Raw genomic sequence first — 23,194 nt, forward strand, 5'->3', positions numbered from 1 at the left:
ATCAGGCGCTCATCACAAAGGCCTGTTCGCCGACCAGCTTGCGGCGCAGCCAGGCGGAGAACTGGTCGACGATGAAGATGGTCGTGAACAGGAGCAGTACCAAGGCTATGGTCTTGGCGCCGAAGCCGCGCGAGATCGACAGCTTCAGCTCCTCGCCGATGCCGCCGCCGCCGACCGCGCCCATGATGGTGGAGATGCGCACGTTGATCTCGATCCTGAGCAGCGTATAGGACATGAAATTGGGCAGTACCTGCGGCAGACCGGCAAAGCGCACCCGTTCGAACCAGTTGGCGCCCACGGCCCGCAGGCCTTCCTCGGCGCGCATGTCGATGTTCTCGTTGATCTCGTAGAACAGCTTGCCCAGCGCACCGATCGAATGCAGGCCGATGGCGATGATGGCGGCGATCGGGCCGATCGAGACGATGGCCGCGAACAGGCCGGCGATGACGATCTCGGGAAAGGCGCGCAGCAGTTCCATGACGCGCTTGACGACAAGCCGCAGCAGCGGATGCGGCGTCAGGTTGCGCGCCGCGATGAAGGAGAACGGCACGGCGAAGACGAAACCGATAAATGTCGAGACCAACGCCACGTTAAGCGTGGTCAGCATCAGCTCGAAATATTCGGGGATGTAGAAACCGCCCCAGACATAGGCGCGGCCGAGCGGAAAGTTGAATTCCTGCGTGCCGGTGTCATGCGGGGAGGCGATGTCGAACAGCGCCCGCCAGACATCGTTCCAGTCCTTGGGAACGAGCCAGCTCAGGAAATCCAGAATGTGCGGCAGCCGGTCGAAGAAGTGCCCGGCATTGGCCTCGTCGGCGAACCACATGGTGCCGCCAAGTGCGACCAGCAGCAGGCAGACGCCGATGGCGGTGTAGAGCCGGCGCAAGGAGGTCTGGCGACGCCAGGCGTCGGCCATCTGGTGCGTGGCGCCGGAAGGAGCTGTCACGGAAAGGGTCATGATTGGACATGCAGGAAGGGCGGCGTTTTCTCGACGCCGCCCTTCCTGATTTTTGCCCTTAGCCGCCGATGGCCGCCTTGCGGGCTTCGACGATGACGTTGTAGAAATCCGCCTTCACAGGAACATAGCCGGTAAAATCGCCGCCTTCGACGCCTTCGAAGCAGGCCTTGTCCTTCTTGGGCAGGTCGGTGAAGAAGGCCGCCAGCTTGGCCGCCATCTCGTCGCCGAGCGCGGTGCGCACGACCAGCGGGCCGTTCGGAATCAGGCCCGAGCGCCAGACCTCGACGAAGTCGTTGGGGTCGACGGCGCCCTTGGCGACTTCCTTGTGGAAGGTGCCGGAGGTGTAGCCGTCCTTGAAGTCGCCGATGCCGGAGGAATCGTCCACCGCCACGTCGACCTTGCCGTCACGCACGGCGAGCACGTTGTTTTCATGGCCGCCATTGAACTGGGTCGAGGCGAAGAAGGTTTCGTTCGACGCGCCCGTGTCCTTCGGAATCTGCGTCAGCGGGATCAGATAGCCGGAGGTCGAATCCGGATCGGCGTAGCCGAGCTTCTTGCCCTTGGCCGACTTGATGTCGGTGATGCCGGAGGACTTCAGCGCCAGGCCGATCGAATAGTAGCCGGTGGCGCCGTCGGTCTGCTGGGTGGTGAGGATCGGGGTCACCGCCTTGGGGTCCTTGAGGACGACGCTGGCATAGCCGGAAGCGCCGAGCTCGGCGAAATCGAGCGTGCCACCGAGCAGGCCCTGGATGACACCGTCATAGTCGGCGGCCGGGAACAGCGAGACCTTCTCGAAGCCGAATTCGGCCTTCAGGTGATCGGCCAGGCACTGGTAGTTGCGCAGCCGGTCGGTTTCGTTCTCGCCGCCGAGGATGCCGACGCGGAATTCCTTCATATCGGCGGCATTCGCCGCGCCGGTGGCCATTGCGAGCACCGAAACGGCGCCAAAAACCATTTTCCTGAACATCTAATTTTTCTCCTGTGGGTTCCGGCCCCGCGCCGGCGGCGTTGGTGATTTTGACGGGTGCCCTGACGCGGGCTGGCGATCCAGGTCGCTCTCAGTAACCAGGGAATGCGGGTTCGAGCGGTCCGGCGGATGCGGCGATCTTTTGCTTGAAGGCAACGCTGGTCGAGGTGATAGCCTCGGAGATTTCGCCGCCATTGCTGTCGGCGCCATAGACGAGACGGACGGCCTCGCGGTTAAGCTCCTCCGGCGGCCCGTCGAACACGACCTTGCCCGCGGCCATGCCGATGATGCGGTTGCAATAGGTGCGGGCGGTGTCCAGCGTGTGCAGGTTGGTGACCACGGTGATGCCCTCGCGCAAATTGATGTCCTGCAGCGAATCCATCACCACCTTGGCGTTGAGCGGGTCGAGCGAAGCGATCGGCTCGTCGGCCAGGATCACCCGAGGCTGCTGCATCATGGCGCGGGCGATGGCAACGCGTTGCTGCTGGCCGCCCGACAAGGTGCCGGCGGGCTGCAGCGCGGTGCGGGCGATGTCGAGCCGCTCAAGGGCGGCGACCGCCTGCGCACATTCGGTCCGCGAGAACATGCCGAAAAGGTTCGACAGGGTCGGGCGATGGTTCAGCCGGCCGAGCAGCACATTGGTCAGCACGTCGAGGCGCGGCACAAGGTTGAATTGCTGGAAGATCATGGCGCAGTCGCGCTGCCAGCGCCTGAGCGGCGAACCGCGCAATTGCGAGACCTCGGCGCCGTCGAAGAAAATCGATCCATGGCTGGGATCGATAAGGCGGTTGACCATACGCAGAAGGGTCGACTTGCCGGCGCCGGAACGGCCGATGACGCCGACCATCTGACCCTGCGGGATCGAGATGCTGACATCGTTGACGGCGGTGTTCTTGCCAAATCGTCGGGTGACGCCGCGGATTTCGAGCGTGGCTGACATGGTGCGTTCCCGTCCAGTCGCGGTTGAAGGTCCTGTTGACCCTCGCTAGCGCAGCGCCATGAACCTGCGGTGTCGGATTGATGTCAGTTTTGTTACCACCCACAGCCGTTTCGTGCGCGATCAGGCCAGGACCATCAGTTCCTCGAAATGCTTCATGCCCCTGAAGCTGCAGAAGGCAGGCGGCTTGAGAAGACAGCCTCCTGTCCGAGTTCAATTTCAGGGGTGTGAATGGTGAACGGCCCTATTCCATTCACCACCGTCATCCGCCGTATTTTTCCAGGAAAGCCTCGGCCTCGAGCTGACGGAAATCGTCGAGGGCGGCGCGCAGCCTTGCATGGTCCCAATCCCACCAGGCAAGCGCCTGATAGCGCTCGGCGGTGCGGCGATCGAAGCGCTCGCGGATCGGCTTTGCCGGCACGCCGGCGACGATGGTGTAGGGCGCGACATCCTTCGATACCACCGCACCGGCGCCAACCGCGGCGCCATCGCCGACGGTGACGCCGGGCAGGATTGTCGAGCCGTGACCGAGCCACGTATCGTGGCCGATTGTGACGCGCCTGGCGCGGCGCTCTGCGAAAAATTCGCTCTCGTGTTCGGCATCGTCCCAATAGTCCGATGCGCGGTAGGTGAAGTGGTGCAGCGTCGGCCGCCAGGTCGGGTGGTTGGTGGCGTTGATGCGCACGCTTGCCGCGATGTTGGAGAATTTGCCGATCGTCGCACACCAGACGGCGCAGTCCTGCATCATGTAGGAATAGTCGCCGAGTTCGCTTTCCGAAACCCGGCTGCGGTCGGCGATCTCGGTCCAGCGGCCGAGCGTCGAGTTCTGCACCTCCGCCGTGGGATGGACCAGCGGCGTCTCCGACAATTTCCTGCTCATGCGGCGAGTTTTCCCGGGGCGAAGGCGGTGACGTCGATGATGCGGTCGGCCACCGCTTCGCGCACGTCGTGGTCATGGAAGATGCCGAGCAGGGCGATGCCGGCCGCTTTCTTGGCGGCGATGAGTTCGATCACCACATCGCGGTTCCTTGCATCGAGCGAGGCGGTGGGCTCGTCGAGCAGCAGGATCGGGTGCCCGGTGATGAAGCCGCGCGCGATGTTGACGCGCTGCTGCTCGCCGCCGGAGAAGGTCGCCGGCGGCAAGGCCCAGAGCTTTTCCGGCAGATTGAGCTGCGCCAAGAGCGCGCGTGCCTTTTCCCGTGCCGCCTCGCGCTCCTCGCCGCGCTCGACCAGCGGCTCGGCGACGACATCGAGTGCGCAGACGCGGGGCACGGTGCGCAGGAACTGGCTGACATAGCCGATCGTTTGCCGGCGCACGGCAAGCACGGTGCGCGGGCTGGCGCTGGCAAGATCAATCAGCCCGGCTTCGTGCGCGACGATGATCTGGCCTTCGTCGACGGCGTAATTGCCGTAGAGCATCTTCAGGATCGAACTCTTGCCGGCCCCGGAGGGGCCGCCGAGTACGGTGCATTCACCGGCGCGGATCGAGAAGGAGACACCGGCGACGACAGGCAATTTGATGCCGTCGCGCAGATGCATGGTGAAGCTCTTGGCGACATCGGAGACAACGAGCGGGGTCGGCATCAGAAGATTCTCCTGTTGTCGTATGTTTGCGGGCCGGCGCTCCCCTCCGGCCTGCCGGCGATCTCCCCCGCAAGGGGGGAGATCGGAAGCTTTTGCGTCTCGTACATTCCGCGAGGTCGAAAATTGGCCAAAGCGGAGGTGACAGCCAATCTCCCCACTTGAGGGGGAGATGGCCGGCAGGCCAGAGGGGGGTGACTTGGCGCCATGATCACACCTGCAGGATCGAAGAAACGAGAAGCTGGGTATAGGGCGCGCGCGGGTCGTCGAGCACGCGGTCGGTGAGGCCGCTTTCGACGACGCGCCCGTCCTTCATCACCATCATGCGCTGTGACAAAAGCCGGGCCACCGCGAGGTCATGGGTGACGACGATGGCAGCGAGGCCAAGATCGGTGACGAGGCCGCGCAAGAGATCAAGCAGTCGCGCCTGCACCGATACGTCGAGGCCGCCCGTGGGTTCATCCATGAACACCAGCCGCGGGCCGGTGACGAGGTTGCGGGCGATCTGCAGGCGCTGGCGCATGCCGCCTGAAAAGGCGCGGGGTTCGTCATCGATGCGGTCCTCGTCGATCTCGACGCGCGACAGCCAGTCGACGGCGGTGGCGCGGATCTTGCCGTAGTGGCGGTCGCCCACCGCCATCAACCGTTCGCCGACATTGGCACCGGCCGACACCGTCATGCGCAGGCCGTCGGCCGGATTCTGGTGGACAAAGCCCCAGTCGGTGCGCATCAGGAAGCGGCGCTCGGCCTCGCTCATGCGGTAGAGTTCACGGAACTGGCCGTCGCGCATGCGGTAGCTGGCGGTGCCGGATGAGGGCAACAGTCGCGTCGACAGGCAGTTGAGCAAAGTCGTCTTGCCGGAGCCGGATTCGCCCACGACAGCCAGGACTTCGCCCGGCCACAGATCGAAGGTGACGTTGTCGCAGCCGACGCGCGAGCCGTAGAATTTCGAGAGCGCGAAGACGCGCAGCAAGGGTTCGTCGGTCATTGTATCTCCTTACCCTCCCCCTTGTGGGGAGGGTCGGCGCGCAGCGCCGGGGTGGGGGCTGCCGATGGGTCGCTAGCCCCACCCGCGCCTTCGGCGCGACCTCCCCACAAGGGGGAGGTTGGGGTGCTGCGTCGCTTCTCGCAGTGGTCGGTGTCCGAGCAGACGAACATGTGGCCGCCATGGTCGTCGAGGATGACCTCGTCGAGATAGACGTTCTCGGCGCCGCACAGCGCGCAGGGCTGGTCGAAGGTCTGCACCTCGAACGGATGATCCTCGAAGTCGAGGCTGACGACGTCGGTGAAGGGCGGCAGCGCGTAGATGCGCTTCTCGCGGCCGGCGCCGAACAGTTGCAAGGCAGGCGAGCGGTGCATCTTGGGATTGTCGAATTTCGGTGTCGGCGACGGGTCCATCACATAGCGGCCCTCGACCTTCACCGGATAGGCATAGGTGGTGGCGATGCGGCCGTGCTTGGCGATGTCCTCGTAGAGCTTCACATGCATGAGGCCGTATTCCTCCAGCGCATGCATCTTGCGCGTTTCGGTCTCGCGCGGCTCGAGGAAGCGCAGGGGCTCGGGGATCGGCACCTGATAGACCAGCACCTGGCCCGCGGCGAGCGGATGTTCGGGAATGCGGTGGCGGGTCTGGATGATGTTGGCGCTGGCGGTGTCGGTCGTCACCGCCACATTGGCGACCTTCTTGAAGAAGGCGCGGATCGAGACCGCGTTGGTGGTGTCGTCGGCGCCCTGGTCGATGACCTTCAGCACATCGTCGGAGCCGATGATCGAAGCGGTGACCTGGACGCCGCCGGTGCCCCAGCCATAGGGCATCGGCATTTCGCGGGAAGCGAACGGCACCTGATAGCCGGGAATGGCGATGCCCTTGAGGATCGCACGGCGGATCATCCGCTTGGTCTGCTCGTCGAGATAGGCGAAGTTGTAACTGGCGATGTCGGTCGGTTGCGCGCTCATTCCGCGGCCTCTCTCTTGTTTTCAACCTTGCCGCCGTTTTCGCGGGCGTCATGCTCGGCGCGCATCCGGCGCACGAGGTCGAGTTCGGCCTGGAAATCGACATAATGCGGCAGCTTCAGATGTTCGACGAAGCCGGTCGCCTGGACGTTGTCGGAGTGCGAGATGACGAATTCCTCGTCCTGGGCGGCGGCGACAATGTCCTCGCCGAGTTCGCTCGCACGAAGAGCGCGGTCGCAGAGCGCCATGGCCATCGCCTTGCGCTCGCTCTGTCCGAAGACCAGGCCATAGCCGCGGGTGAATTGCGGCGGCGCCTTGGCCGAGCCCTTGAACTGATTGACCATCTGGCATTCGGTGACGCGCACCGTGCCGAGCGGCACCGCGAAAGGCAGTTCGGGCACGTCGAGTTCCAGCTCGACCTCGCCGATGCGGATCTCGCCGACGAAGGGATGGTTGCGGGCATAACCGCGCTGCGTGGAATAGCCGAGCGCCAGCAGGAACCCCTCGTCGCCGCGCGACAGCGCCTGCAGGCGGATGTCGCGGGCCATCGGGAATTCAAGTGGCTCGCGGGTGATGTCGCCGGGTGCATGGTCCTGCGGCATGTCTCCGTCCGGCTCGATCAGCCCTTCGCGAGCGAGGATCGCCGAGACGCGCGGCATTGCCTGCGCTTCCGTCTCGCGCCGCAAGGGCGCGGGGACATCGGCGCCGGCGGCAAGCTCGGGATCGAGCAGCCGGTGCGTGTAGTCGAAGGTGGGCCCAAGCAACTGGCCGCCGGGCAGGTCCTTGTAGGTCGCCGAAACGCGACGTTCGACCAGCATGGTGGCGGTGTCGATGGCATTTGTATAGCCAAAGCGCGGCAGCGTGGTGCGGTAGGCCCGCACCAGGAAGATCGCCTCGATCATGTCGCCACGCGCCTGCACGATGGCGAGCGCGGCGAGTTCCCGGTCGTAGAGCGAGCCTTCGCTCATCACCCGGTCGACGCCGAGCGCCAGCTGTTCGACAATCTGGTCGAGGCGCAGCGCCGGCACCGAGCGATCACCGCGCCGACGGTCGGCGAGCAGGCTGTGAGCATTGGCGATTGCCGCTTCGCCGCCTTTTACCGCGACATACATGCTAGGTCTCCATCGTCTTGATGCGTGTCGTCCGCGGCAGGCAGGCGAGGCTGTCATGTGCCGCCAGGATGATGTCGACGCCGCGCGGAAAGCGCCTGATATTCTGCTTCCACTGCTCGATGAAATGACGCGGCATCACCGCGGGTGCGATCGCTGCCGTGTTCTCGATGCCGGGACCTTCGAGCAGCAGCGGCGTGCCTGACGTGAGATCGCCGACCTGCAGGATCAGTGTGGTCGAGCGGTCGGGGTAGTCCTGCGTGCCTTGCGAGAAACCGTCGAGCGCCATCATCTCGGCCGGCGAGGCGATCAAAGCGAAATGCGCGTCGGCCGGGGTGTTGGCCAGCGGCGCGCCGCTGTGAAAGCCGAGCCAGGATATGACCGCCGCCGAGGCGTGCAGGGCCGGGTCGAGCCAGAGCGGCGTATCGTTGTCGCACAGTGCCAGCGCGACCGCGCCGGTTGTCGCCGAAAGAGGCGCCGGAGGGCGGGCCAGGGCCGGCAAGGGCTGCACGCTGCCCGGCCGCGCCATCGCGTCCATGACGGCGCGAAACACCGTCTGGGCGTTGAACACCGGATCGGCGAACCCGCCCTCGATCGATTGCGCTGCGATGTCCATCAGTCTTCTCCGCGAACCATGGTGAAGAAATCCACCTTCGTCGCCGCCGTCTCGGCGCGGCGCTTATCTCGTGCCGTGGTCAGGGCGGCCCGCAGCGGCGCGAGAAGGCCCGTTTCGACCGCCTGCCGGTGAGCGGGGTCCTGCCACAGCGCGTCGGCGATGGCTGCCAGCTTCGCCTTCTGCTTGTCGCGTCCGAGCGCATAACAATGGCCGACCTGTCCGGATGGCAGGCGCACGGTGGCGCGGGTCACGGTGGCTTCGCCAACATTGAAGGGCGCGCCGCCGCCGCCGATGCGGCCGCGCATGGTGACCAGGCCGGTCTCTGGACCGCGCAGCAGTTCGGCCTCGGCAGGCAGGCCGGATTCATTCCAGAAGCGAACGATGTCGTCGCCGCTGGACTGCGCCAGGGTTGCCATGGCCGCCTTGCGTTCCGCCTGGTCGCGGGCTTCCTGTCCTCGCATGAGTAACATCCCTTCGTTACAATTTGTCTATTGATATAGACAACTATACAAATTATAATCCATATGTAGCGCGAGTCCATGACGGGCGCGTGACAAATGCGGGTAAGGGCTGAGACCGGGGATATGACGGGGGGGTCCGACAGCATCGAGCGGCGCAGCGGCGTCTCCCTGTGGCGGCAGATCGCCGACAGGATCCTGCATGCGATCGCCATCGGCGATTTCGCCGAGAATGCCGCGCTGCCGCCGGAGATGGCGCTGGCCGAGCGCTATGGCGTCAACCGTCACACGGTGCGCAGCGCCATCGCGGCGCTCGTGCAGGACGGGGTGCTGCGGGCCGAGCAGGGGCGCGGCACTTTCGTGCTGTCGCGCAGGCGGCTGTCCTATCCGATCGGTGCGCGCACGCGATTTTCGACCGGCTTGCAGGGCCAGGCCTCGGAGCGGCACATCGTGCTCCTCGCCTCATCGGTCGAGCCCGCCAGCCGGCGCGTCGCCGAAGCCTTGGGCCTTACCAGGGGATCGGATGTCATTCGCCTGGAGACGCGCGGCGAGGCCGACGGGCAGCCGGTGTCGCGCGCCTCCGGCTGGTTCGACGCCAAGCGCTTCGCCGGCATCGATGCCGCCATGGCCGAGACCGGATCGATCACCGCATCGCTCAAGCGTTTCGGCATAGACGATTATCTCAGGCAATCGACGGTGCTGTCGGCGCGTCATGCCGATGCTTCCGACCTTGCCGACCTAGATCTGCAGCCGGGCGGCATCGTGCTGGTCACGGTGGCCGTCAACATCACGCCGGACGGCCAGCCGATCCAGTTCGCCGAGGCGCGCTTCCCGGCGGAGCGGGTGGAGCTGAAACTGTCGGCATTGTGAGCGCGGGACGGTTGTCTATCCGATCTCTATCACGGCCTTGATCAGGCCGGATTTCTCATGCGCCCAGCGGGCGAGGTCACGGGGCGTGTCGGCGAGCGCGGTACGGTGGGTGACGAGCTTGGCGAGCGGCACCGCGCCATCGCGGATCGAGGCGGCGACGTGGTCGAAGTCGGCCCGCAAGGCATTGCGGCTGCCGACAAGCGTCATCTCGCGCTTGTGGAATTCGGGGTCGGAAAAAGCGATGTCGTCCTTGACGACGCTGACCAGCACCAGTGTCCCGCCATGCGCGACATGGGCAAAGGCCGACTGCACCGAGGCGGTGTTGCCGGTGGCGTCGAAGACCACGTCGAAACCCTCGCCTGATGTCGCTTCGCTGACCAGATCGGATGCCGCGCCGCGCGACCCGTCGAGGGTCTTGAAGTCGAGTTCATTGGCGGCGAAGCCAAGCCTCTCGCTGCTCATGTCGAGCAGCGTCACGTCGAGCCTGGCGATGCGGGCGAAGATGGCGGTGCCGAGCCCGATCGGTCCGGCGCCGATGACGAGCGTCCGTGCGCCGGGATCGGCACGCGAGCGCCGCACCGCATGGGCGCCGATGGCCAGGAATTCGACGGCCGCGGCATCGGCCAACGACAGGCCGTTGGCTGGATAGAGGTTTTGTGCCGGGACAAGGATCTGTTCGCACATGGCGCCGTCGCGATGCACGCCGAGCACTTCGATCCGGACGCAACAATTGGGCTTGCCGTGCCGGCAGGCAATGCATTTGCCGCACGCCAGATAGGGATTGATGATGACCGGCTCGCCCTTGGCAAGAGCAACGCCTTCACCCGCCTCGACGATGGTCCCCGACACTTCGTGGCCCATGATGCGGGGGTAGGCGAGGAAGGGATGCTTGCCCTCGAAGATGTGGTAGTCGGTGCCGCAAATGCCGACATGGCTGACCGCCACCAGCGCCCAGCCGGCAGGCGGTGATCCAGGGGCGGGACGGTCTTCCACGACAAGGTCGCCGGGCGAACGGCAGACAACGGCTTTCATGCTTCAATCCAGTCGGTTTCATGAAATCGCCGGCCGATCTTCCGGTCAGGCGATCGATTTCAGTGGTTACTTGCCGCCGCGGCGGCGCAGGCCATCGAAATAGACGATGACGATGATCAACATGCCGGTGATGACGCGCTGCCAGAACGTGTTGACGTTGAGCAGGTTGGCGCCGTTGTTGATGGTGGAGAGGATGAACGAGCCGATCAGCGGCCCGTGCACCGAACCGATGGCGCCGAACAGCGACGTGCCGCCGATCACCGACGAGGCGATGGCTTGCAGCTCATAGGTGTCGCCCTGCGTCGGATTGCCGATGCCGATGCGCGACGCGAGCAGCACGCCGACAAAGGCCGCGCACAGGCCGGACAGCACATAGGCCATGTAGATCGTGCGCGGCACGTTGACGCCGGAGAGGCGCGCGGCTTCCGCGTTCGAGCCGACGGAGAAGAGATAGCGTCCCCATCGCGTGTGATGCAGGAAGACGTAGGAGGGCAGGGCAACCACGATCACCATCCAGAACAGATAGGGGATCCCCAGCAGCGAGCCGCGCGAAAACGCCTGGAACGCGTCGCTGTTGATCGATATCGAATTGCCATTGGTCATCAGGAGACCGATGCCGCGCAGCGAGGTCATGGTCGCCAGCGTGATGATGAAGGGCGGCAGGCCCATCCTGACGATGCCGAAACCGTGGAACAGGCCAATGGCGACTCCGACCAGCAGCGTCGCCAGTACCGCGATCCAGACCGGCCAGCCGGCATTGATCAGTAGCGCGACGATGACGGTGGCGAAGCCGACGATGGCGCCGACCGAAAGGTCGATGCCGCCGGTGATGATGACGAATGTCTGGCCGACGGCCAGGATGGCGATCAGAGAACCCTGGCGCAGCAGGTTGGTGATATTGAGCGCCGAAGCGAAGGACGGCGTGGCGACCGCCAGGATGACCCACATCAAAAGCAGCAGGCCAAGCAGCGTCAGCCCGAACAGGGCATTGTAGTTGCGCTTCGGCTTTTCGGCAGGGATCGCCTCGGTGCTCATGTCTGTCCTCCCGTCTTTTCTTGTTTCTCGGCCAGGGCTTGGCTCAGAATGTCCTCGTGATCGGCGGTGCGGAAACCATGCGTGGCCACCAGTTTGCCGCGCCGGAACACATGCAGCGTGTCAGCCAGTTCGTAGACCTCGGGCAGATAGGACGAGATCAGGATGATGCCCGCGCCCTTGGACAACAGCACACTGAACAGCCGGTAGATCTCGGCCTTGGTGCCGACATCGACGCCGACCGTCGGTTCGTCGAAGATGAACAGTTTGGCGCCGTGCGCCAGCCACTTGCCGATGACGATCTTCTGCTGGTTGCCGCCCGACAGGCTGGAGGCCAGCGCGCCGCGCGTCGGCGTCTTGATCCTGAGGTCGGCGATCTGCCGGTCCGCCTCGGCCTTTTCCTGCGCAGACGAGATCAGCAGATTTTTCGATATGCGCTTATAGATCGGCAAATTGAGATTCAATGCGACCGGCAGGTTGAGGCACAGGCCCTGGTCGCGGCGGCTTTCCGGCGCCAGCGCCATGCCGAGCTTGATGGCGTCGTGCTCGGAGTTGACCTGCACCTCCTTGCCTTCCCACAACACCTGGCCGGCCGATTTGCGGTGGCGGCCATAAAGGGTGGTGACGAATTCGCTGCGCCCGGCTCCGATCAGGCCGTAGAGCCCGACGATCTCGCCCGCGCGCACCGACAGCGAGACATTCTCGAAACCCTTGCCGGACAGGTTCCGCGCCTCGGCGATGACGGCGCCCGGCGTGAAATGCTCCTTGTGGTAGATCTGCTCGATCGAGCGGTTGATCATCAGCTTGACCAGCTCCGGCTCGTTGGTCTCGGCGATGTTTCTGGTACCGACCAGCATGCCGTCACGCAGCACCGAGACGCGGTCGGCGAGTTCGAACACCTCCTCCATGCGATGGCTGATGTAGATGATGGTGACGCCTTCACCCTTCAGGCGGCGGATCAGCGTGAACAGCTGGTCGGCCTCCTTGCGGGTGAGATAGGCGGTCGGCTCGTCGAAAATCAGGAATTTGGTGCCGCGCACGGTGGCGCGGGCGGCGGCGATCAGCTGCTGCTGGCCGATGGTGAGATCGCCGAGCACGACATGCGCCGGCAGGTCGAAGCCGAGACCGTCGATGATCTTCTGCGCTTCCCTGACCATGGCCCGCTGCTGGAGGATGCCGAAGCGCGAGTTCTCCTCGCCGAGGAACATATTGGCGGCGACGGTCAGGTGGCGGCAGAGCACGACTTCCTGGTGCACGGCGTTGATGCCGAGGGCCATGGCTTCGTGCGGCGTCGCCAGGGCAGCCGGCTTGCCTTCCCACACAACCTCTCCGGAGGTGCGCGGGATGACGCCGGTCAGGAGTTTGATCAGGGTCGATTTGCCGGCACCGTTCTCGCCGACGATGGCGTGGATCTCGCCCGCCTTGAAGGCCAGAGTCACCGGCTTCAGCGCATGCGTGCCGGGATAGCGCTTTTCCAGACCCTGCAGCTCGAGGATCGTCCTGCCGGGCTCCAGCACGGGGGCCGGATGCAGTTCCTGCACGGTCGACGTCATGGCAATCCTCCCTGTTGTTTCCGGGGCGCGGAGGCCCCGGAAACAGTTGCGCGTGCCTATGCTCAGTTGAGCTTCGGGTTGAGCAGCGCGTCGATCTTGGGATCCTTCATGTTGGCCTTGGTGACCAGGTTGGCGCCGGTGTCGACATTGGTCTCGACCTTTTCGCCCTTGGAGGCGGCAAGTGCGGTCTTGATGCCGTCATAGCCCATCCGGTAGGGATCCTGGACGACGAGGGCGGAAATGACGCCGTCATTGAGGAACTTGATCAGCTTCTCGTCGCTGTCGAAGCCAACCAGCGCCAGCTTGCCGCCGAGGCTGTTTTCGGCGACAGCCTGCCCGACGCCCTGCGCCATGATCAGGTTGGAAGCGAAAATACCCTTGAGGTTCGGATTGGCCGTTATCAGGTCGGTGGCGATGTTGAGGCCGGTGGTGGCCTGGCCGTCGGCATATTTGTCGGCGACCAGCTTCAGGCCTGGATACTTCGCCTTGAGCTGTTCGATGAAGCCCTGCTTGCGCTGTTCGAGCGAGCCGGCGCCAGGCGTGTTGGTGATCAGGGCAACGTCGCCCTCGATCTTGCCGCCATTGGCTTCGCCGATGGCCGCTGCGAGGCCGTCAGCGGCAACGCGACCGCCCTGGACGTTGTCGGTGGTCAGGAAGGAGGTGAAGGCCTTGGAGTCGGCGCCGGAATCGATGCCGATAACCTTGACCTTGGCGGCGGCTTCGTCGATCGGCTTGCCGAGCGCCTTGAACTCGGTCGGCGAGATGACGATCGCCGCCGGATTGCTGGCGACGGCGTTTTCGAGGATCGAGATCTGGCCGTTGACGTCGGTCTCCGCCTGGGCGCCGAGCTCAGGCACGTTGACGCCGAGATCCTTGCCGGCCTTGCGGGCTCCGGCCAGGACGATCTGCCAGTAGAAGGACGTGGTGTCCTTGACGATGATCGGAATGGTCACGTCCGCCGCCGAAACCGGCGCCGAGTGCATGACGCCGGCAAGCATCGACGCGGCCGCCAGCGCCATGACTGCGCGGCGATTGAGAATGCTGGTCACGAATTTCATGGAATTCCTCCCTAGGTCGCCCGGTGAACGATACGGAAGCTCGGTTCGGATAGGCGTGGCCAAACAGAACTTTATCAATAAAAAACAGTTACGCTGTTTTGATAGTGCATCGATCCAGTCGATGCAAGCGGTGTTTATGCCATCCTCCGGGCCTGGCGGCATGAACTCACTGGCGCCTTGCTATCCCGCGCGGCCGACGCTTCCGTTTCGCCTGACTAGCGTATGGAATATTAATTCCATAAATTAGTCAACGTAGAATGCCCGTTCCTTCTTCGGTTCGCGGGATCGTGAAGCCCCGCGATCGCGCGCCTTCAAAGGACCGGCAGCTTCACGCCAATTCCTGCATCACGGTGTAGGGGCGATATCTGGCGTAGTCCGCCTGAGGCACGTCGACATCGAGCAGTTCGAGATTGCGGGTCAGGTTCGCCAGCTTGGCGGTGCCGGTCAGCACGGTGGCGACCAAGGATTCCTGGAGGGGGAACTGGAACGCGGCGGCGGCGAGCGGGTAACCACCTTCGGCGGCGATCCGCTCCATCGCGCCGACGCGGTCGAGCACGTCACCGCTGGCGGGCTTGTAGTCGAAATGGGCGCCCTGCACCGGTCCGGTCGCCAATATGCCTGAGTTGAACACACCGCCGATGACCAGCGAAGTCTGTCGGGCGCGGCAGAGCGGCAAAAGTTCGGCTTCGGCGCTGCGATCGAGCAAGGAATAGCGGCTGGCGAGCAGGATGCAGTCGAGCGGCGCACGACGCATCACGTCGAGGCAGATCCGGACTTCGTTGACGCCGAGCCCGTAGGCGGAAATGACGCCGGAGGTTTTCAGTTCCTCGAGCGCCTTGAGGCCGCCGTCCATGAGCTGGCGAAAATGCAGCTTGGTCTTCTCGACGCCATGCGTGTAAACGCCGATGTCGTGCACGAACAGGATGTCTATCCTGTTTAGACCAAGCCGCGCATAGCTGAAGTCGACCGAGCGCATGATGCCGTCATAGGAGTAGTCGTAGTCGAGCGCGAAGGGCAGCGGATCGACGTAGGAGTGATCGGGAACCTGATCCTCCGGAACGGGCCGGAACAGGCGCCCGACCTTGGTCGACAGCACATAGGACTCGCGCGGCTTATAGCGCAGGAAGTCGCCGAAACGCCGCTCCGACAGGCCGAAACCATAGAAGGGCGCAGTGTCGAAATAGCGCAGGCCCGCTTCCCAGGCGCCTTGCAGCGTCTCCATCGCCGCCTCGCGCGAACAGGCGCGGTAGAGCCCGCCGATCGCGGCACCGCCGAAGCTTACTTCGGTGACCTCGAGCCCCGTCTGGCCGATGCGGCGTTTTTCCATGCACAACCTCCCCATTGCCCGCCATCGTCCGGCGCGGCGGATTCCAAGCGTCAACCCGCAGCATTCCAGGAAAGTTCGTGGCCACCTTCCGGACTGCGCGAACTCAAAGAGCTAGAGCGTCGCGCCGAGATGCCAGGGCACGAACTCGTTGTCGCCATAGCCGAAATCCTCGCTCTTGGTCTTGCGGCCGGAGGCCGTCTCGACGATCAGTTCGAAGATCTCGCGGCCCATGCCGGCGATGGTCTTCTCGCCGGAGGCGATGACGCCGCAATTGACGTCCATGTCCTCTTCCATCTGATGATACATGGTCGAGTTGGTGGCGACCTTGATCGACGGCGTCGGCCGGCAGCCGAAGCAGGAGCCGCGGCCGGTGGTGAAGACGATGATGTTGGCGCCGCCCGCCACCTGGCCGGTAGCGGACACCGGATCGTAGCCGGGCGTGTCCATGAACACCAACCCGCTGCCGGTGACCTTTTCGGCATAGCCGAAGACGCCGTTGAGCGGCGTCTGGCCGCCCTTGGCGACCGCGCCCAGCGATTTCTCCAGGATGGTGGTGAGGCCACCGCGCTTGTTGCCGGGCGAGGGGTTGTTGTCGATCGAGGCGCCGTGCTTGGCGACGTGGTCTTCCCACCACTTGACGTAGCCATCGAGCTTCTTGGCGATCTCGGGCGTCGCGGCGCGATAGGCGAGCAGATGTTCGGCGCCGTAGATTTCCGTCGTCTCGGAGAGGATGCCGATGCCGCCGACGCCGGCGAGGATGTCGACGGCTGCGCCCAACGCCGGATTGGCGGTGATGCCCGACATGCCGTCGGAGCCGCCGCATTGCAGGCCGACGACGATCTCGCTCACGGGGATCGGTTCACGCTTGAGCTGACCGACTTCCTCGGCGATCTCGGCCAGCACACCCATGGCCTTCTCGACCGATTTGCGCGACCCGCCGGCGTCCTGGATGTTGAAATGGCGTTTACCGGCGGCCGCACCCTTCTGGCCGTAGAGGGTGAGCTGGTTGACCTCGCAACCCAGCCCGACCATCAGCACGCCGCCGAAATTGGGATGGCGGGCATAGCCGGCCAATGTGCGGTGCAGCACCATCATGCCGTCCCCCGTAGCGCTCATGCCGCAGCCCTGGCCGTGGACGATCGGGACGAAGCCGTCGATGCCGGGATATTTCGGCAGCAGCGTGCGGTTGGCCGCGTCGGCGATGGCGTGGCAGACGGTCGCCGAACAGTTGACGCTGGCGATGATGCCTATGAAGTTGCGCGTGCCGGCGCGGCCGTCGGCGCGGCGATAGCCCATGAAGGTGCGGGCGCGGTCGGCCTCGGTCGCATGCTCGGCCTCGCTTGGCGGCACCACCGGCAGGCGGCCGGCCTCGAACACCAGATTGTGCGAATGGACATGCTCGCCGGGCGCGATGTCCTGCGTGGCGCGGCCGATCGCCTGGGCATATTTGACCACGGCGGACCCGGCGGGTATCGGCTTGATCGCCACCTTGTGGCCGGGCTCGATGACGGCAGCGGCAAGCGCGCCGCCCGGCAGCGCGGTGCCGATCTCGATGCGACCGTTGGCGACCGCGACATTGTCGGCTGGGGACAGAAGAATGGAGTTGGAGGCGTTCACGGGCGTTTCCTGGGGTGATCCTGGGCGGCGCGCGGATTGACACGCGCTTGTTAAGAGTTAATGTCTTTTATCGTGAAAAAACAGTTTTGCGTCAATTGTTTTTTCCCCGGCAGTTCCTGTGCCCGTGGATGATGAGTAGCGGCGCTGCAACCGGTAAGCGAGCTCCTCGGCAAAGCGATTCCGCTTTCAAGGGTGACGGGAACGTCATATTTGCGCTTCAAGTCGGCCGCCGCAAGCGCCGGCCAGCGATGGGTCAGGGCATGTCGAAGAGCAACAACGTCTACAAGGATGCCTACAACAGGTGCCTCAGGCTGCTCGACGAGACGCGCAGCCTGCCTTCGGAACCGGAACTGGGTACGCTGCTCGGCGTCAGCCGCACCACCGTGCGCAGCATCCTTGCGCGCATGGAAGAAACCGGGCTGATCGCCTGGAACAAGCGCGCCAAGACGGTGCTGCGCGAAACGCGCCCCGATGATTTCTTCCCCGAGGAAGAGACCGACACGCTGGCCGAGATCATCGAGCGGTCGTTCATGCGCAGGCTGCTCGCCGGTGGCGCCGAGGCCGGCATGCAAATCAACGAGCTCGAACTGGCGCGCGAGATCGGCGTCGGCACCACCAGCGTGCGCGAGTTCCTGATCCGCTTCTCCCGCTTCGGCCTGATCGAGAAGCGCCGCAACAGCCATTGGGTGCTGAAGGGTTTCACTCGCGCCTTCGCGCTGGAGTTGACGGAAATCCGCGAGATGTTCGAATTGCGCTCGGCATCGGCATTCACCGCACTGCCGCAGGATAGCGCGGTGTGGGCCGATCTCGACAATCTCGAAGAGGAGCACCGCGGCCTGGCCCGCGACATCGCCACGCGTTTCAACGAATTCTCGGAGCTCGACGAGCGCTTCCATCGGCTGATCCACCGCGCCTCGCACAATCGCTTCATCGTCGATTTCTACGATGTCATCGCCATGATCTTCCACTACCACTACCAGTGGAACAAGGCACAGGAGCGCGAGCGCAACGAAATCGCGATCGGCGAGCATCTGGCCTATATCGCGGCGCTCAAATCACGCGACCTGGGCAAGGTCGATGCCGCCTGCCGCAAGCATTTGAAGTCGGCACGCCAGACGCTGCTGACCTCGATCCCCGAGAGCCGGCACCCACAGAGGCCCTGATCGCGCCGCGTTGCCGCAGCACCGATTTGCCGATTTTCCGTCTCTTGCTGCCGTGGTAGACATCTTCCGGTGATCGCTTGAAGATGCAGATGGTCTGAACAGGCAAGTCATTTGAACAAGAAGGGGAGACGGTGGAGCATGCCGGTCGCGCTTGTCGCGGCCTACCTGCTGCTGCTTCAGTCGACGCTGAGCGCATTCGCCTTCGCCACCGGGCCGGCCGCTTCGCAAATCGACGCCTTCGGCAACGTCATCTGTACCCACGAGGGCACTGCCCAGCTTCCCGATGGCGGCCCGCATCCGTCGCATCTGCCGGCATGCTGCATGCTGGGCTGCAGCATGGTTTCAGCGGCCTTTGCGCCGCCACCCGATGCCGGGCTTGCGCTGGCCTCGCTTTCGTTCGAAGCCGTCGTTTTCATCTTTCCGGCGGCGACGCATCTCGATTTCGCGCGCCAACGCTCGCCGTCGAACCCTCGCGCGCCGCCGCTTTCGGCCTGAGCTTGCTGTACGCTCGGCGGAACCTTCCGCCGGTGCTTTCATCCAAAGAACGGATATTTCGCGACCGGCCATCGGCGCGATTCCCTATTCATGGAGCAAACCATGTCCCAAGCTTTTCATATCGCGGCGCCTCCTTCGGGCGGCCGCACCAAGTTCCTGCGCAGTTTCAATGAACATGCCGGCCTTGCCGTGCTGGCGTTCGTGCTTTTGTTCTTCGGTGCCCAGGCCGTCTGCGCGCACGAATTCAAGGCCGGCGATCTCGAGATCGAGCATCCCTGGTCGCGCGCGACACCTACAGGCGCCAAGGTGGCCGGCGGCTATTTCACCATCACCAACAAGGGCAATGCACCCGACCGGCTGCTGTCGATTTCCTCCGACGTCTCCGAAAAGGCAGAGCTGCATGAAATGGGCGTCAAGGACGGCGTCATGACCATGCGGCCGGTGACGGGAGGCCTGGAAATCCCGGCCGGCGGCAAGGTGGCGCTAGCACCCGGCGGCTATCACCTGATGTTCATCGGCCTGAAGCGGCAACCCAAGCAGGGCGAAGAATTCGCCGCCACGCTGACCTTCGAAAAGGCTGGCGCCGTCAACGTCGAGTTCGCTGTCGAAGGCATGGGCGGCGGCATGGACGACCACGCCAATTAATCACGCCCATTCCGGATTTTGAAATCAGAGGGACCATCATGAACAAGTATCTTTTGTCGGCCGGCGCGCTCCTGGCGCTGGGGACCGGTGCCGCCTTCGCGCATGTCACGCTCGAAACCCAGGAAGCGGCGGTCGGTTCGACCTACAAGGCCATCCTGCGGGTGCCGCATGGCTGTGACGGCAAGGCGACGACCGCCGTGCGCGTGCAGATCCCGGAAGGGGTGATCGCGGTGAAGCCGATGCCGAAGCCCGGCTGGACGCTGCAGACCAAGAAGGGCAAGTACGAGAAATCCTACCAGCTCTACGGCCAAGCGGTGGCCGACGGCGTCAAGGAGGTCGATTGGAGCGGCGGCAATCTGCCGGACGAATTCTACGACGAGTTCGTCTTCCGTGCGATGCTGACGGCAGACCTCCCGGCGGGTCAGAAACTCTATTTCCCGGTGGTGCAGGAGTGCGATGGCGCCGCCGACCGCTGGATCGAAATCCCGGCGGCCGGGCAGGACGAAGACGCCCTGGAGAACCCCGCGCCCGGCATCAAGCTCACGCCGAAAAAGTAAGCCCTCGCGGCGCGCTCCGTTGTCAGGAGCGCGCTGCATTTCATGGCAATGACATGACAGTGCTATCCCCTTCCAGGACGATTCGCGCGGCCGGCAAGCTCATCGGCCGGGTTTCTACTGGGCTGCTGGTCGTGGCCGTGGCGCTGATTGCCATGGCGGCGACAAATCAGGCTTTCGCCCACGCCGCGCTGATCAAGACCGATCCGGCCGACGGCGCCGTGCTGTCGCAGGCCCCGGCGCAATTCGCGCTGACTTTCAGCGAACCGGTCTCGCCACTGGTGCTGACGCTGGTGAAACCCGACGGCACGGCCGTTCCGCTGACGTCCTTCCGCCTCAGCGACCAGACCGTCGTGATCGACGATCCGCAGGCACTTGGATCGGGCACGCATGTGCTGAGCTGGCGGGTCATTTCCGCCGACGGTCATCCGGTCGGCGGCTCTCTGCTGTTTTCCATCGGCGCGGCGAGCGAGCCGCCGGCCGTTTCCGAAGCCGTCGACTGGCAGTTGCGCTCGGCGATCTGGATCGGCAAGGTCTGCCTCTATATCGGCCTGTTCCTCGGCGTCGGCGGCGCCTTCGCCCTCGCCTGGCTGGCGCGGGGTGGCCGCGCCGGGCAGTGCTTCGTTGCCGCCGCAATCCTGTGCGGGCTGGTCGCGGCACCCCTGTCGCTTGGCTTTCAAGGGCTGGATGCGCTCGGCGCGCCGCTCTCGCATCTGGCGCAGCCGGCCATCTGGACCGCGGGTCTCGGCACCAGCTTCGGCTGGACGGTGTTGATCGCGTTGATCGCGCTGGGGCTCGGTCTTTTGTCGCTGGCCGGGCCGCGCGCGGCCGCCAGGCCCTTAGCGCTCGCCGGCCTGGCCGGAACGGGTCTCGCGCTCGCCGCCAGCGGCCACGCAAGTGCTGCCGAGCCGCAATGGCTGACGCGGCCGATGGTGTTCCTGCACGGCGCCGGCATTGCCTTCTGGGCCGGTGCGCTGGCGCCGCTCGGGCTCGCGCTGAAACGGCAGGATGCCGAAGCCGTCGCGTTCCTTCGCCGGTTCTCCGCCGCTATCATGCCGGTGGTGGCCTTGCTTGCCGCCGCCGGCGTGGTGCTGGCCGTCATCCAGGTGCAAACACCCACAGCGCTGGTCAACACGGCCTATGGCCGGCTGCTGCTGGTCAAGCTCGCGCTGCTGGTCTTCCTGTTCACGCTCGCCGCCGTCAACCGCTGGAGATTGACGGCGATGGCCGAGGCGGGTGCGACGGAGGTGCGGCGCAGGCTCACCCGTTCGATCGGCGTCGAAATGCTGATCGTGCTTGCCATCTTCGGTGTCGCCGCCGGCTGGCGCTTCACGCCGCCGCCACGGGCGCTGGCGATTGCAGCGGCGCAGCCGGTTTCGGTTCATATCCACGCGCTGAAGGCGATGGCCGATCTCAGCATCACGCCCGGCCATGCCGGGCCGGTCGCCGCCTCGATGATCATCATGACCGGTGATTTCGGGCCGCTCGACGCCAGGGAGGTGACGCTGGTGCTGTCGAAGCCGGACTCCGGCATCGAGCCGCTGAAGCGGGCGGCGACCAAGCCCGGCGACGGCAGCTGGCGTGTCGACGATCTCGTCATCCCGGTCCCTGGCCGGTGGACGGCGCGTATCGACATACTGGTCTCCGACTTCGAGATGGTGAAGATCGAGGCGCCGGTAGACATCAGGCCGTGATGGCTCTCCAACACAATTCGGCGAGGCGGTTGACGCGAGCCTGAAGGCTCGTCAATCATCCTGGCAGGATGCGTCTTTGCAAAACCCGGGCAATCGCGGGCTCGAACAAACAAGATCCGAAAGCAGGGAAGAAACATGGAAAAAGCCGAAATCGGCCTGATCGGCCTTGGCACGATGGGCTCCAACCTGGCGCTCAACATCGCCGAGCACGGGCACCGCATCGCTGTTTTCAATCGCACCAGGGCGCGTACGGATGCCTTTGTCGAGAATGCCGGCGCGCTCAGGGATATGGTTGTCCCCTGCTACAGCCTGGAGGAACTCGCCGCCGCGATCCGGCCGCCGCGGCCGATCATCATCATGGTGCTGGCCGGCAAGCCGGTCGATGAACAGATCGCCGCCTTGCGCGGCGTGCTGTCCAACAACGACATCGTCATCGATGCCGGCAATGCCAATTTCCGCGACACGATGCGGCGCTTTTCCGAATTGTCGGGCTCCGGCCTCACCTTCATCGGCATGGGCGTGTCCGGCGGCGAGGAAGGTGCGCGCCACGGGCCGTCGATCATGGTCGGCGGCACCGAAGAGTCCTGGAAGCGCGTCGAGAAGGTGCTGACGGCAATCTCCGCCAAGTTCAAGGACGAGCCATGCGCGGCCTGGCTCGGCACCGACGGCGCCGGCCATTTCGTCAAGACCATCCATAACGGCATCGAATATGCCGACATGCAGATGATCGGCGAGATCTACGGCATCCTGCGCGATGGGCTGGGCATGGGGCCGAAGGAGATCGGCACCGTGTTTGCAGGCTGGAACAAGGGCCGGCTCAATTCGTACCTGATCGAGATCACCGCCAAGGTGCTGGCATCAGATGATCCCAAGACCGGCAAGCCGGTGGTCGACATCATCCTCGACCGTGCCGGCCAGAAGGGCACCGGCAAATGGTCGGTCATCGAGGCGCAGCAACTCGGCATTCCCGCCACCGCGATCGAGGCGGCGGTGGCGGCGCGCGTTCTGTCGTCGCTCAAGGACGAGCGGCAGGCGGCGGAAAAAGCCTACGGCAATACCGGCGTCACCAGGATTTCCGGCGACAAGGCGGACCTGCTCAAGGATCTGGAACTGGCGCTGTTCGCCGGCAAGATCGCTGCCTATGCCCAAGGCTTCGCGGTGATGAGCGGGGCTTCGAAGGAGTTCAACTGGAACCTGCCGATGCCGACCATCGCCAAGATCTGGCGCGCCGGCTGCATCATCCGATCGCAGATGCTCGACACCATGGCCGAAGCCTTCGGCAGCGGCGGCGCTTCGACCAATCTCCTGATGGCGCCGGCCTTCATCACCATGATGCAGGAGGCGCATCCGTCACTGCGGCGCGTCGTGGCCAGGGCTTCCGAAGCCGGATCGCCGGTGCCGGCGCTGTCTTCGGCCCTTGCCTATTTCGACAGCTATCGCCAGGGCCGTGGCACCTCGAACCTGATCCAGGCACAGCGCGATTTCTTCGGGGCGCATGGCTTCGAGCGCATCGACGACAAGGGCGCCTTCCATGGACCCTGGGGGAGCGACGCGGCCGGCTGACGGCTCGGCTTC

Annotated in this window: 23 protein-coding genes; 7 read left to right on the top strand and 16 right to left on the bottom strand. The window is 64.7% G+C overall.

Going from position 1 to position 23,194, the window contains the following annotated elements; genetic code table 11:
* Window position 1 precedes the first annotated feature (1 nt).
* From phnE to phnG, 10 genes are all read right to left on the bottom strand, one after another.
* Window positions 2–958 (bottom strand): phosphonate ABC transporter, permease protein PhnE, encoded by a 957-nt coding sequence (gene phnE / locus LB551_RS10525; protein ID WP_140549986.1) that lies wholly within the window; start codon window positions 956–958, stop codon window positions 2–4.
* Between the two features lie 58 nt (window positions 959–1,016).
* Complete coding sequence (gene phnD / locus LB551_RS10530; RefSeq protein WP_224659122.1) at window positions 1,017–1,925, bottom strand: phosphonate ABC transporter substrate-binding protein; 909 nt, start codon at window positions 1,923–1,925, stop codon at window positions 1,017–1,019.
* A gap of 91 nt (window positions 1,926–2,016) precedes the next feature.
* Complete coding sequence (gene phnC / locus LB551_RS10535; RefSeq protein WP_224659123.1) at window positions 2,017–2,865, bottom strand: phosphonate ABC transporter ATP-binding protein; 849 nt, start codon at window positions 2,863–2,865, stop codon at window positions 2,017–2,019.
* A gap of 259 nt (window positions 2,866–3,124) precedes the next feature.
* Window positions 3,125–3,742 (bottom strand): DapH/DapD/GlmU-related protein, encoded by a 618-nt coding sequence (locus LB551_RS10540; protein WP_224659124.1) that lies wholly within the window; start codon window positions 3,740–3,742, stop codon window positions 3,125–3,127.
* Window positions 3,739–4,446 (bottom strand): phosphonate C-P lyase system protein PhnL, encoded by a 708-nt coding sequence (gene phnL / locus LB551_RS10545; RefSeq protein ID WP_224659125.1) that lies wholly within the window; start codon window positions 4,444–4,446, stop codon window positions 3,739–3,741. The genes LB551_RS10540 and phnL overlap by 4 nt, the downstream gene beginning before the upstream one ends.
* Before the next feature lie 208 nt (window positions 4,447–4,654).
* Window positions 4,655–5,431, bottom strand: a complete 777-nt coding sequence (gene phnK / locus LB551_RS10550) for a phosphonate C-P lyase system protein PhnK (RefSeq protein ID WP_224659126.1) — start codon at window positions 5,429–5,431, stop codon at window positions 4,655–4,657.
* Entirely contained in the window at window positions 5,428–6,399 is a 972-nt protein-coding gene (locus LB551_RS10555) for an alpha-D-ribose 1-methylphosphonate 5-phosphate C-P-lyase PhnJ (protein WP_224659127.1), read from the bottom strand. Before LB551_RS10555 ends, phnK begins: the two co-directional genes overlap by 4 nt.
* Window positions 6,396–7,508, bottom strand: coding sequence for a carbon-phosphorus lyase complex subunit PhnI (locus LB551_RS10560; protein WP_224659128.1), 1,113 nt, complete (start codon window positions 7,506–7,508; stop codon window positions 6,396–6,398). Before LB551_RS10560 ends, LB551_RS10555 begins: the two co-directional genes overlap by 4 nt.
* A gap of 1 nt (window position 7,509) precedes the next feature.
* Window positions 7,510–8,121, bottom strand: coding sequence for a phosphonate C-P lyase system protein PhnH (gene phnH, locus LB551_RS10565; RefSeq protein WP_224659129.1), 612 nt, complete (start codon window positions 8,119–8,121; stop codon window positions 7,510–7,512).
* Window positions 8,121–8,582, bottom strand: a complete 462-nt coding sequence (gene phnG / locus LB551_RS10570; RefSeq protein WP_224659130.1) for a phosphonate C-P lyase system protein PhnG — start codon at window positions 8,580–8,582, stop codon at window positions 8,121–8,123. Before phnG ends, phnH begins: the two co-directional genes overlap by 1 nt.
* 123 nt (window positions 8,583–8,705) lie before the next feature.
* Here phnG and phnF point away from each other — a divergent pair, with 123 nt between their 5' ends.
* Entirely contained in the window at window positions 8,706–9,449 is a 744-nt protein-coding gene (gene phnF / locus LB551_RS10575) for a phosphonate metabolism transcriptional regulator PhnF (RefSeq protein WP_224659131.1), read from the top strand.
* Window positions 9,450–9,464: 15 nt separating this feature from the next.
* On the opposite strand, the gene LB551_RS10580 is transcribed toward phnF, so the two are convergent.
* The 6 genes from LB551_RS10580 to LB551_RS10605 form a co-directional block, all read right to left on the bottom strand.
* The gene (locus LB551_RS10580; RefSeq protein ID WP_224659132.1) at window positions 9,465–10,481 is read right to left on the bottom strand and encodes a zinc-binding alcohol dehydrogenase family protein; all 1,017 of its coding nucleotides are present in this window, start codon (window positions 10,479–10,481) and stop codon (window positions 9,465–9,467) included.
* 66 nt (window positions 10,482–10,547) lie between these two features.
* Window positions 10,548–11,516 (bottom strand): ABC transporter permease, encoded by a 969-nt coding sequence (locus tag LB551_RS10585; RefSeq protein ID WP_140500307.1) that lies wholly within the window; start codon window positions 11,514–11,516, stop codon window positions 10,548–10,550.
* On the bottom strand, window positions 11,513–13,066 hold the full coding sequence (locus LB551_RS10590; protein WP_224659133.1) for a sugar ABC transporter ATP-binding protein: 1,554 nt from the start codon (window positions 13,064–13,066) through the stop codon (window positions 11,513–11,515). The genes LB551_RS10585 and LB551_RS10590 overlap by 4 nt, the downstream gene beginning before the upstream one ends.
* A gap of 62 nt (window positions 13,067–13,128) precedes the next feature.
* Window positions 13,129–14,124, bottom strand: coding sequence for an ABC transporter substrate-binding protein (locus LB551_RS10595; protein ID WP_140513786.1), 996 nt, complete (start codon window positions 14,122–14,124; stop codon window positions 13,129–13,131).
* 328 nt (window positions 14,125–14,452) lie between these two features.
* Window positions 14,453–15,451, bottom strand: a complete 999-nt coding sequence (locus LB551_RS10600; RefSeq protein ID WP_224659134.1) for an aldo/keto reductase — start codon at window positions 15,449–15,451, stop codon at window positions 14,453–14,455.
* Window positions 15,452–15,562: 111 nt separating this feature from the next.
* Window positions 15,563–17,068, bottom strand: a complete 1,506-nt coding sequence (locus tag LB551_RS10605) for a UxaA family hydrolase (protein ID WP_224624086.1) — start codon at window positions 17,066–17,068, stop codon at window positions 15,563–15,565.
* A gap of 260 nt (window positions 17,069–17,328) precedes the next feature.
* On the opposite strand from LB551_RS10605, the gene LB551_RS10610 reads away from it, so the two are divergent.
* The 6 genes from LB551_RS10610 (at window position 17,329) to gndA (ending at window position 23,182) form a co-directional block, all read left to right on the top strand.
* A complete protein-coding gene (locus tag LB551_RS10610) occupies window positions 17,329–18,231 on the top strand; it encodes a GntR family transcriptional regulator (RefSeq protein ID WP_140500297.1) in 903 nt (300 codons plus the stop codon).
* A 138-nt stretch (window positions 18,232–18,369) separates the two neighbouring features.
* On the top strand, window positions 18,370–18,726 hold the full coding sequence (locus tag LB551_RS10615) for a DUF2946 family protein (protein ID WP_140549462.1): 357 nt from the start codon (window positions 18,370–18,372) through the stop codon (window positions 18,724–18,726).
* A gap of 102 nt (window positions 18,727–18,828) precedes the next feature.
* A complete protein-coding gene (locus LB551_RS10620; protein WP_224659135.1) occupies window positions 18,829–19,371 on the top strand; it encodes a copper chaperone PCu(A)C in 543 nt (180 codons plus the stop codon).
* Window positions 19,372–19,409: 38 nt separating this feature from the next.
* Window positions 19,410–19,928, top strand: coding sequence for a YcnI family protein (locus LB551_RS10625; RefSeq protein ID WP_224659136.1), 519 nt, complete (start codon window positions 19,410–19,412; stop codon window positions 19,926–19,928).
* Window positions 19,929–19,981: 53 nt separating this feature from the next.
* Window positions 19,982–21,619, top strand: a complete 1,638-nt coding sequence (locus tag LB551_RS10630; protein WP_224659137.1) for a copper resistance CopC/CopD family protein — start codon at window positions 19,982–19,984, stop codon at window positions 21,617–21,619.
* Between the two features lie 114 nt (window positions 21,620–21,733).
* Window positions 21,734–23,182 (top strand): NADP-dependent phosphogluconate dehydrogenase, encoded by a 1,449-nt coding sequence (gene gndA / locus LB551_RS10635; protein WP_318012727.1) that lies wholly within the window; start codon window positions 21,734–21,736, stop codon window positions 23,180–23,182.
* Window positions 23,183–23,194: the final 12 nt, after the last annotated feature.

It is taken from the genome of Mesorhizobium sp. BR1-1-2 (genome assembly GCF_020165435.1).
GTDB lineage: Bacteria > Pseudomonadota > Alphaproteobacteria > Rhizobiales > Rhizobiaceae > Mesorhizobium.

What these genes read in the sequence shown, in the direction of transcription:
- phnE (WP_140549986.1), bottom strand. Translation starts at nt 958, where the DNA reads ATGACCCTTTCCGTGACAGCTCCTTCCGGCGCCACGCACCAGATGGCC.
- LB551_RS10630 (WP_224659137.1), top strand. Translation starts at nt 19,982, where the DNA reads ATGACAGTGCTATCCCCTTCCAGGACGATTCGCGCGGCCGGCAAGCTC.
- LB551_RS10580 (WP_224659132.1), bottom strand. Translation starts at nt 10,481, where the DNA reads ATGAAAGCCGTTGTCTGCCGTTCGCCCGGCGACCTTGTCGTGGAAGAC.
- LB551_RS10595 (WP_140513786.1), bottom strand. Translation starts at nt 14,124, where the DNA reads ATGAAATTCGTGACCAGCATTCTCAATCGCCGCGCAGTCATGGCGCTG.
- LB551_RS10610 (WP_140500297.1), top strand. Translation starts at nt 17,329, where the DNA reads ATGTCGAAGAGCAACAACGTCTACAAGGATGCCTACAACAGGTGCCTC.
- LB551_RS10600 (WP_224659134.1), bottom strand. Translation starts at nt 15,451, where the DNA reads ATGGAAAAACGCCGCATCGGCCAGACGGGGCTCGAGGTCACCGAAGTA.
- LB551_RS10620 (WP_224659135.1), top strand. Translation starts at nt 18,829, where the DNA reads ATGTCCCAAGCTTTTCATATCGCGGCGCCTCCTTCGGGCGGCCGCACC.
- phnC (WP_224659123.1), bottom strand. Translation starts at nt 2,865, where the DNA reads ATGTCAGCCACGCTCGAAATCCGCGGCGTCACCCGACGATTTGGCAAG.
- LB551_RS10555 (WP_224659127.1), bottom strand. Translation starts at nt 6,399, where the DNA reads ATGAGCGCGCAACCGACCGACATCGCCAGTTACAACTTCGCCTATCTC.
- LB551_RS10625 (WP_224659136.1), top strand. Translation starts at nt 19,410, where the DNA reads ATGAACAAGTATCTTTTGTCGGCCGGCGCGCTCCTGGCGCTGGGGACC.
- LB551_RS10540 (WP_224659124.1), bottom strand. Translation starts at nt 3,742, where the DNA reads ATGAGCAGGAAATTGTCGGAGACGCCGCTGGTCCATCCCACGGCGGAG.
- phnK (WP_224659126.1), bottom strand. Translation starts at nt 5,431, where the DNA reads ATGACCGACGAACCCTTGCTGCGCGTCTTCGCGCTCTCGAAATTCTAC.
- phnH (WP_224659129.1), bottom strand. Translation starts at nt 8,121, where the DNA reads ATGGACATCGCAGCGCAATCGATCGAGGGCGGGTTCGCCGATCCGGTG.
- LB551_RS10590 (WP_224659133.1), bottom strand. Translation starts at nt 13,066, where the DNA reads ATGACGTCGACCGTGCAGGAACTGCATCCGGCCCCCGTGCTGGAGCCC.
- phnG (WP_224659130.1), bottom strand. Translation starts at nt 8,582, where the DNA reads ATGCGAGGACAGGAAGCCCGCGACCAGGCGGAACGCAAGGCGGCCATG.
- LB551_RS10585 (WP_140500307.1), bottom strand. Translation starts at nt 11,516, where the DNA reads ATGAGCACCGAGGCGATCCCTGCCGAAAAGCCGAAGCGCAACTACAAT.
- LB551_RS10560 (WP_224659128.1), bottom strand. Translation starts at nt 7,508, where the DNA reads ATGTATGTCGCGGTAAAAGGCGGCGAAGCGGCAATCGCCAATGCTCAC.
- LB551_RS10615 (WP_140549462.1), top strand. Translation starts at nt 18,370, where the DNA reads ATGCCGGTCGCGCTTGTCGCGGCCTACCTGCTGCTGCTTCAGTCGACG.
- phnD (WP_224659122.1), bottom strand. Translation starts at nt 1,925, where the DNA reads ATGTTCAGGAAAATGGTTTTTGGCGCCGTTTCGGTGCTCGCAATGGCC.
- phnL (WP_224659125.1), bottom strand. Translation starts at nt 4,446, where the DNA reads ATGCCGACCCCGCTCGTTGTCTCCGATGTCGCCAAGAGCTTCACCATG.
- phnF (WP_224659131.1), top strand. Translation starts at nt 8,706, where the DNA reads ATGACGGGGGGGTCCGACAGCATCGAGCGGCGCAGCGGCGTCTCCCTG.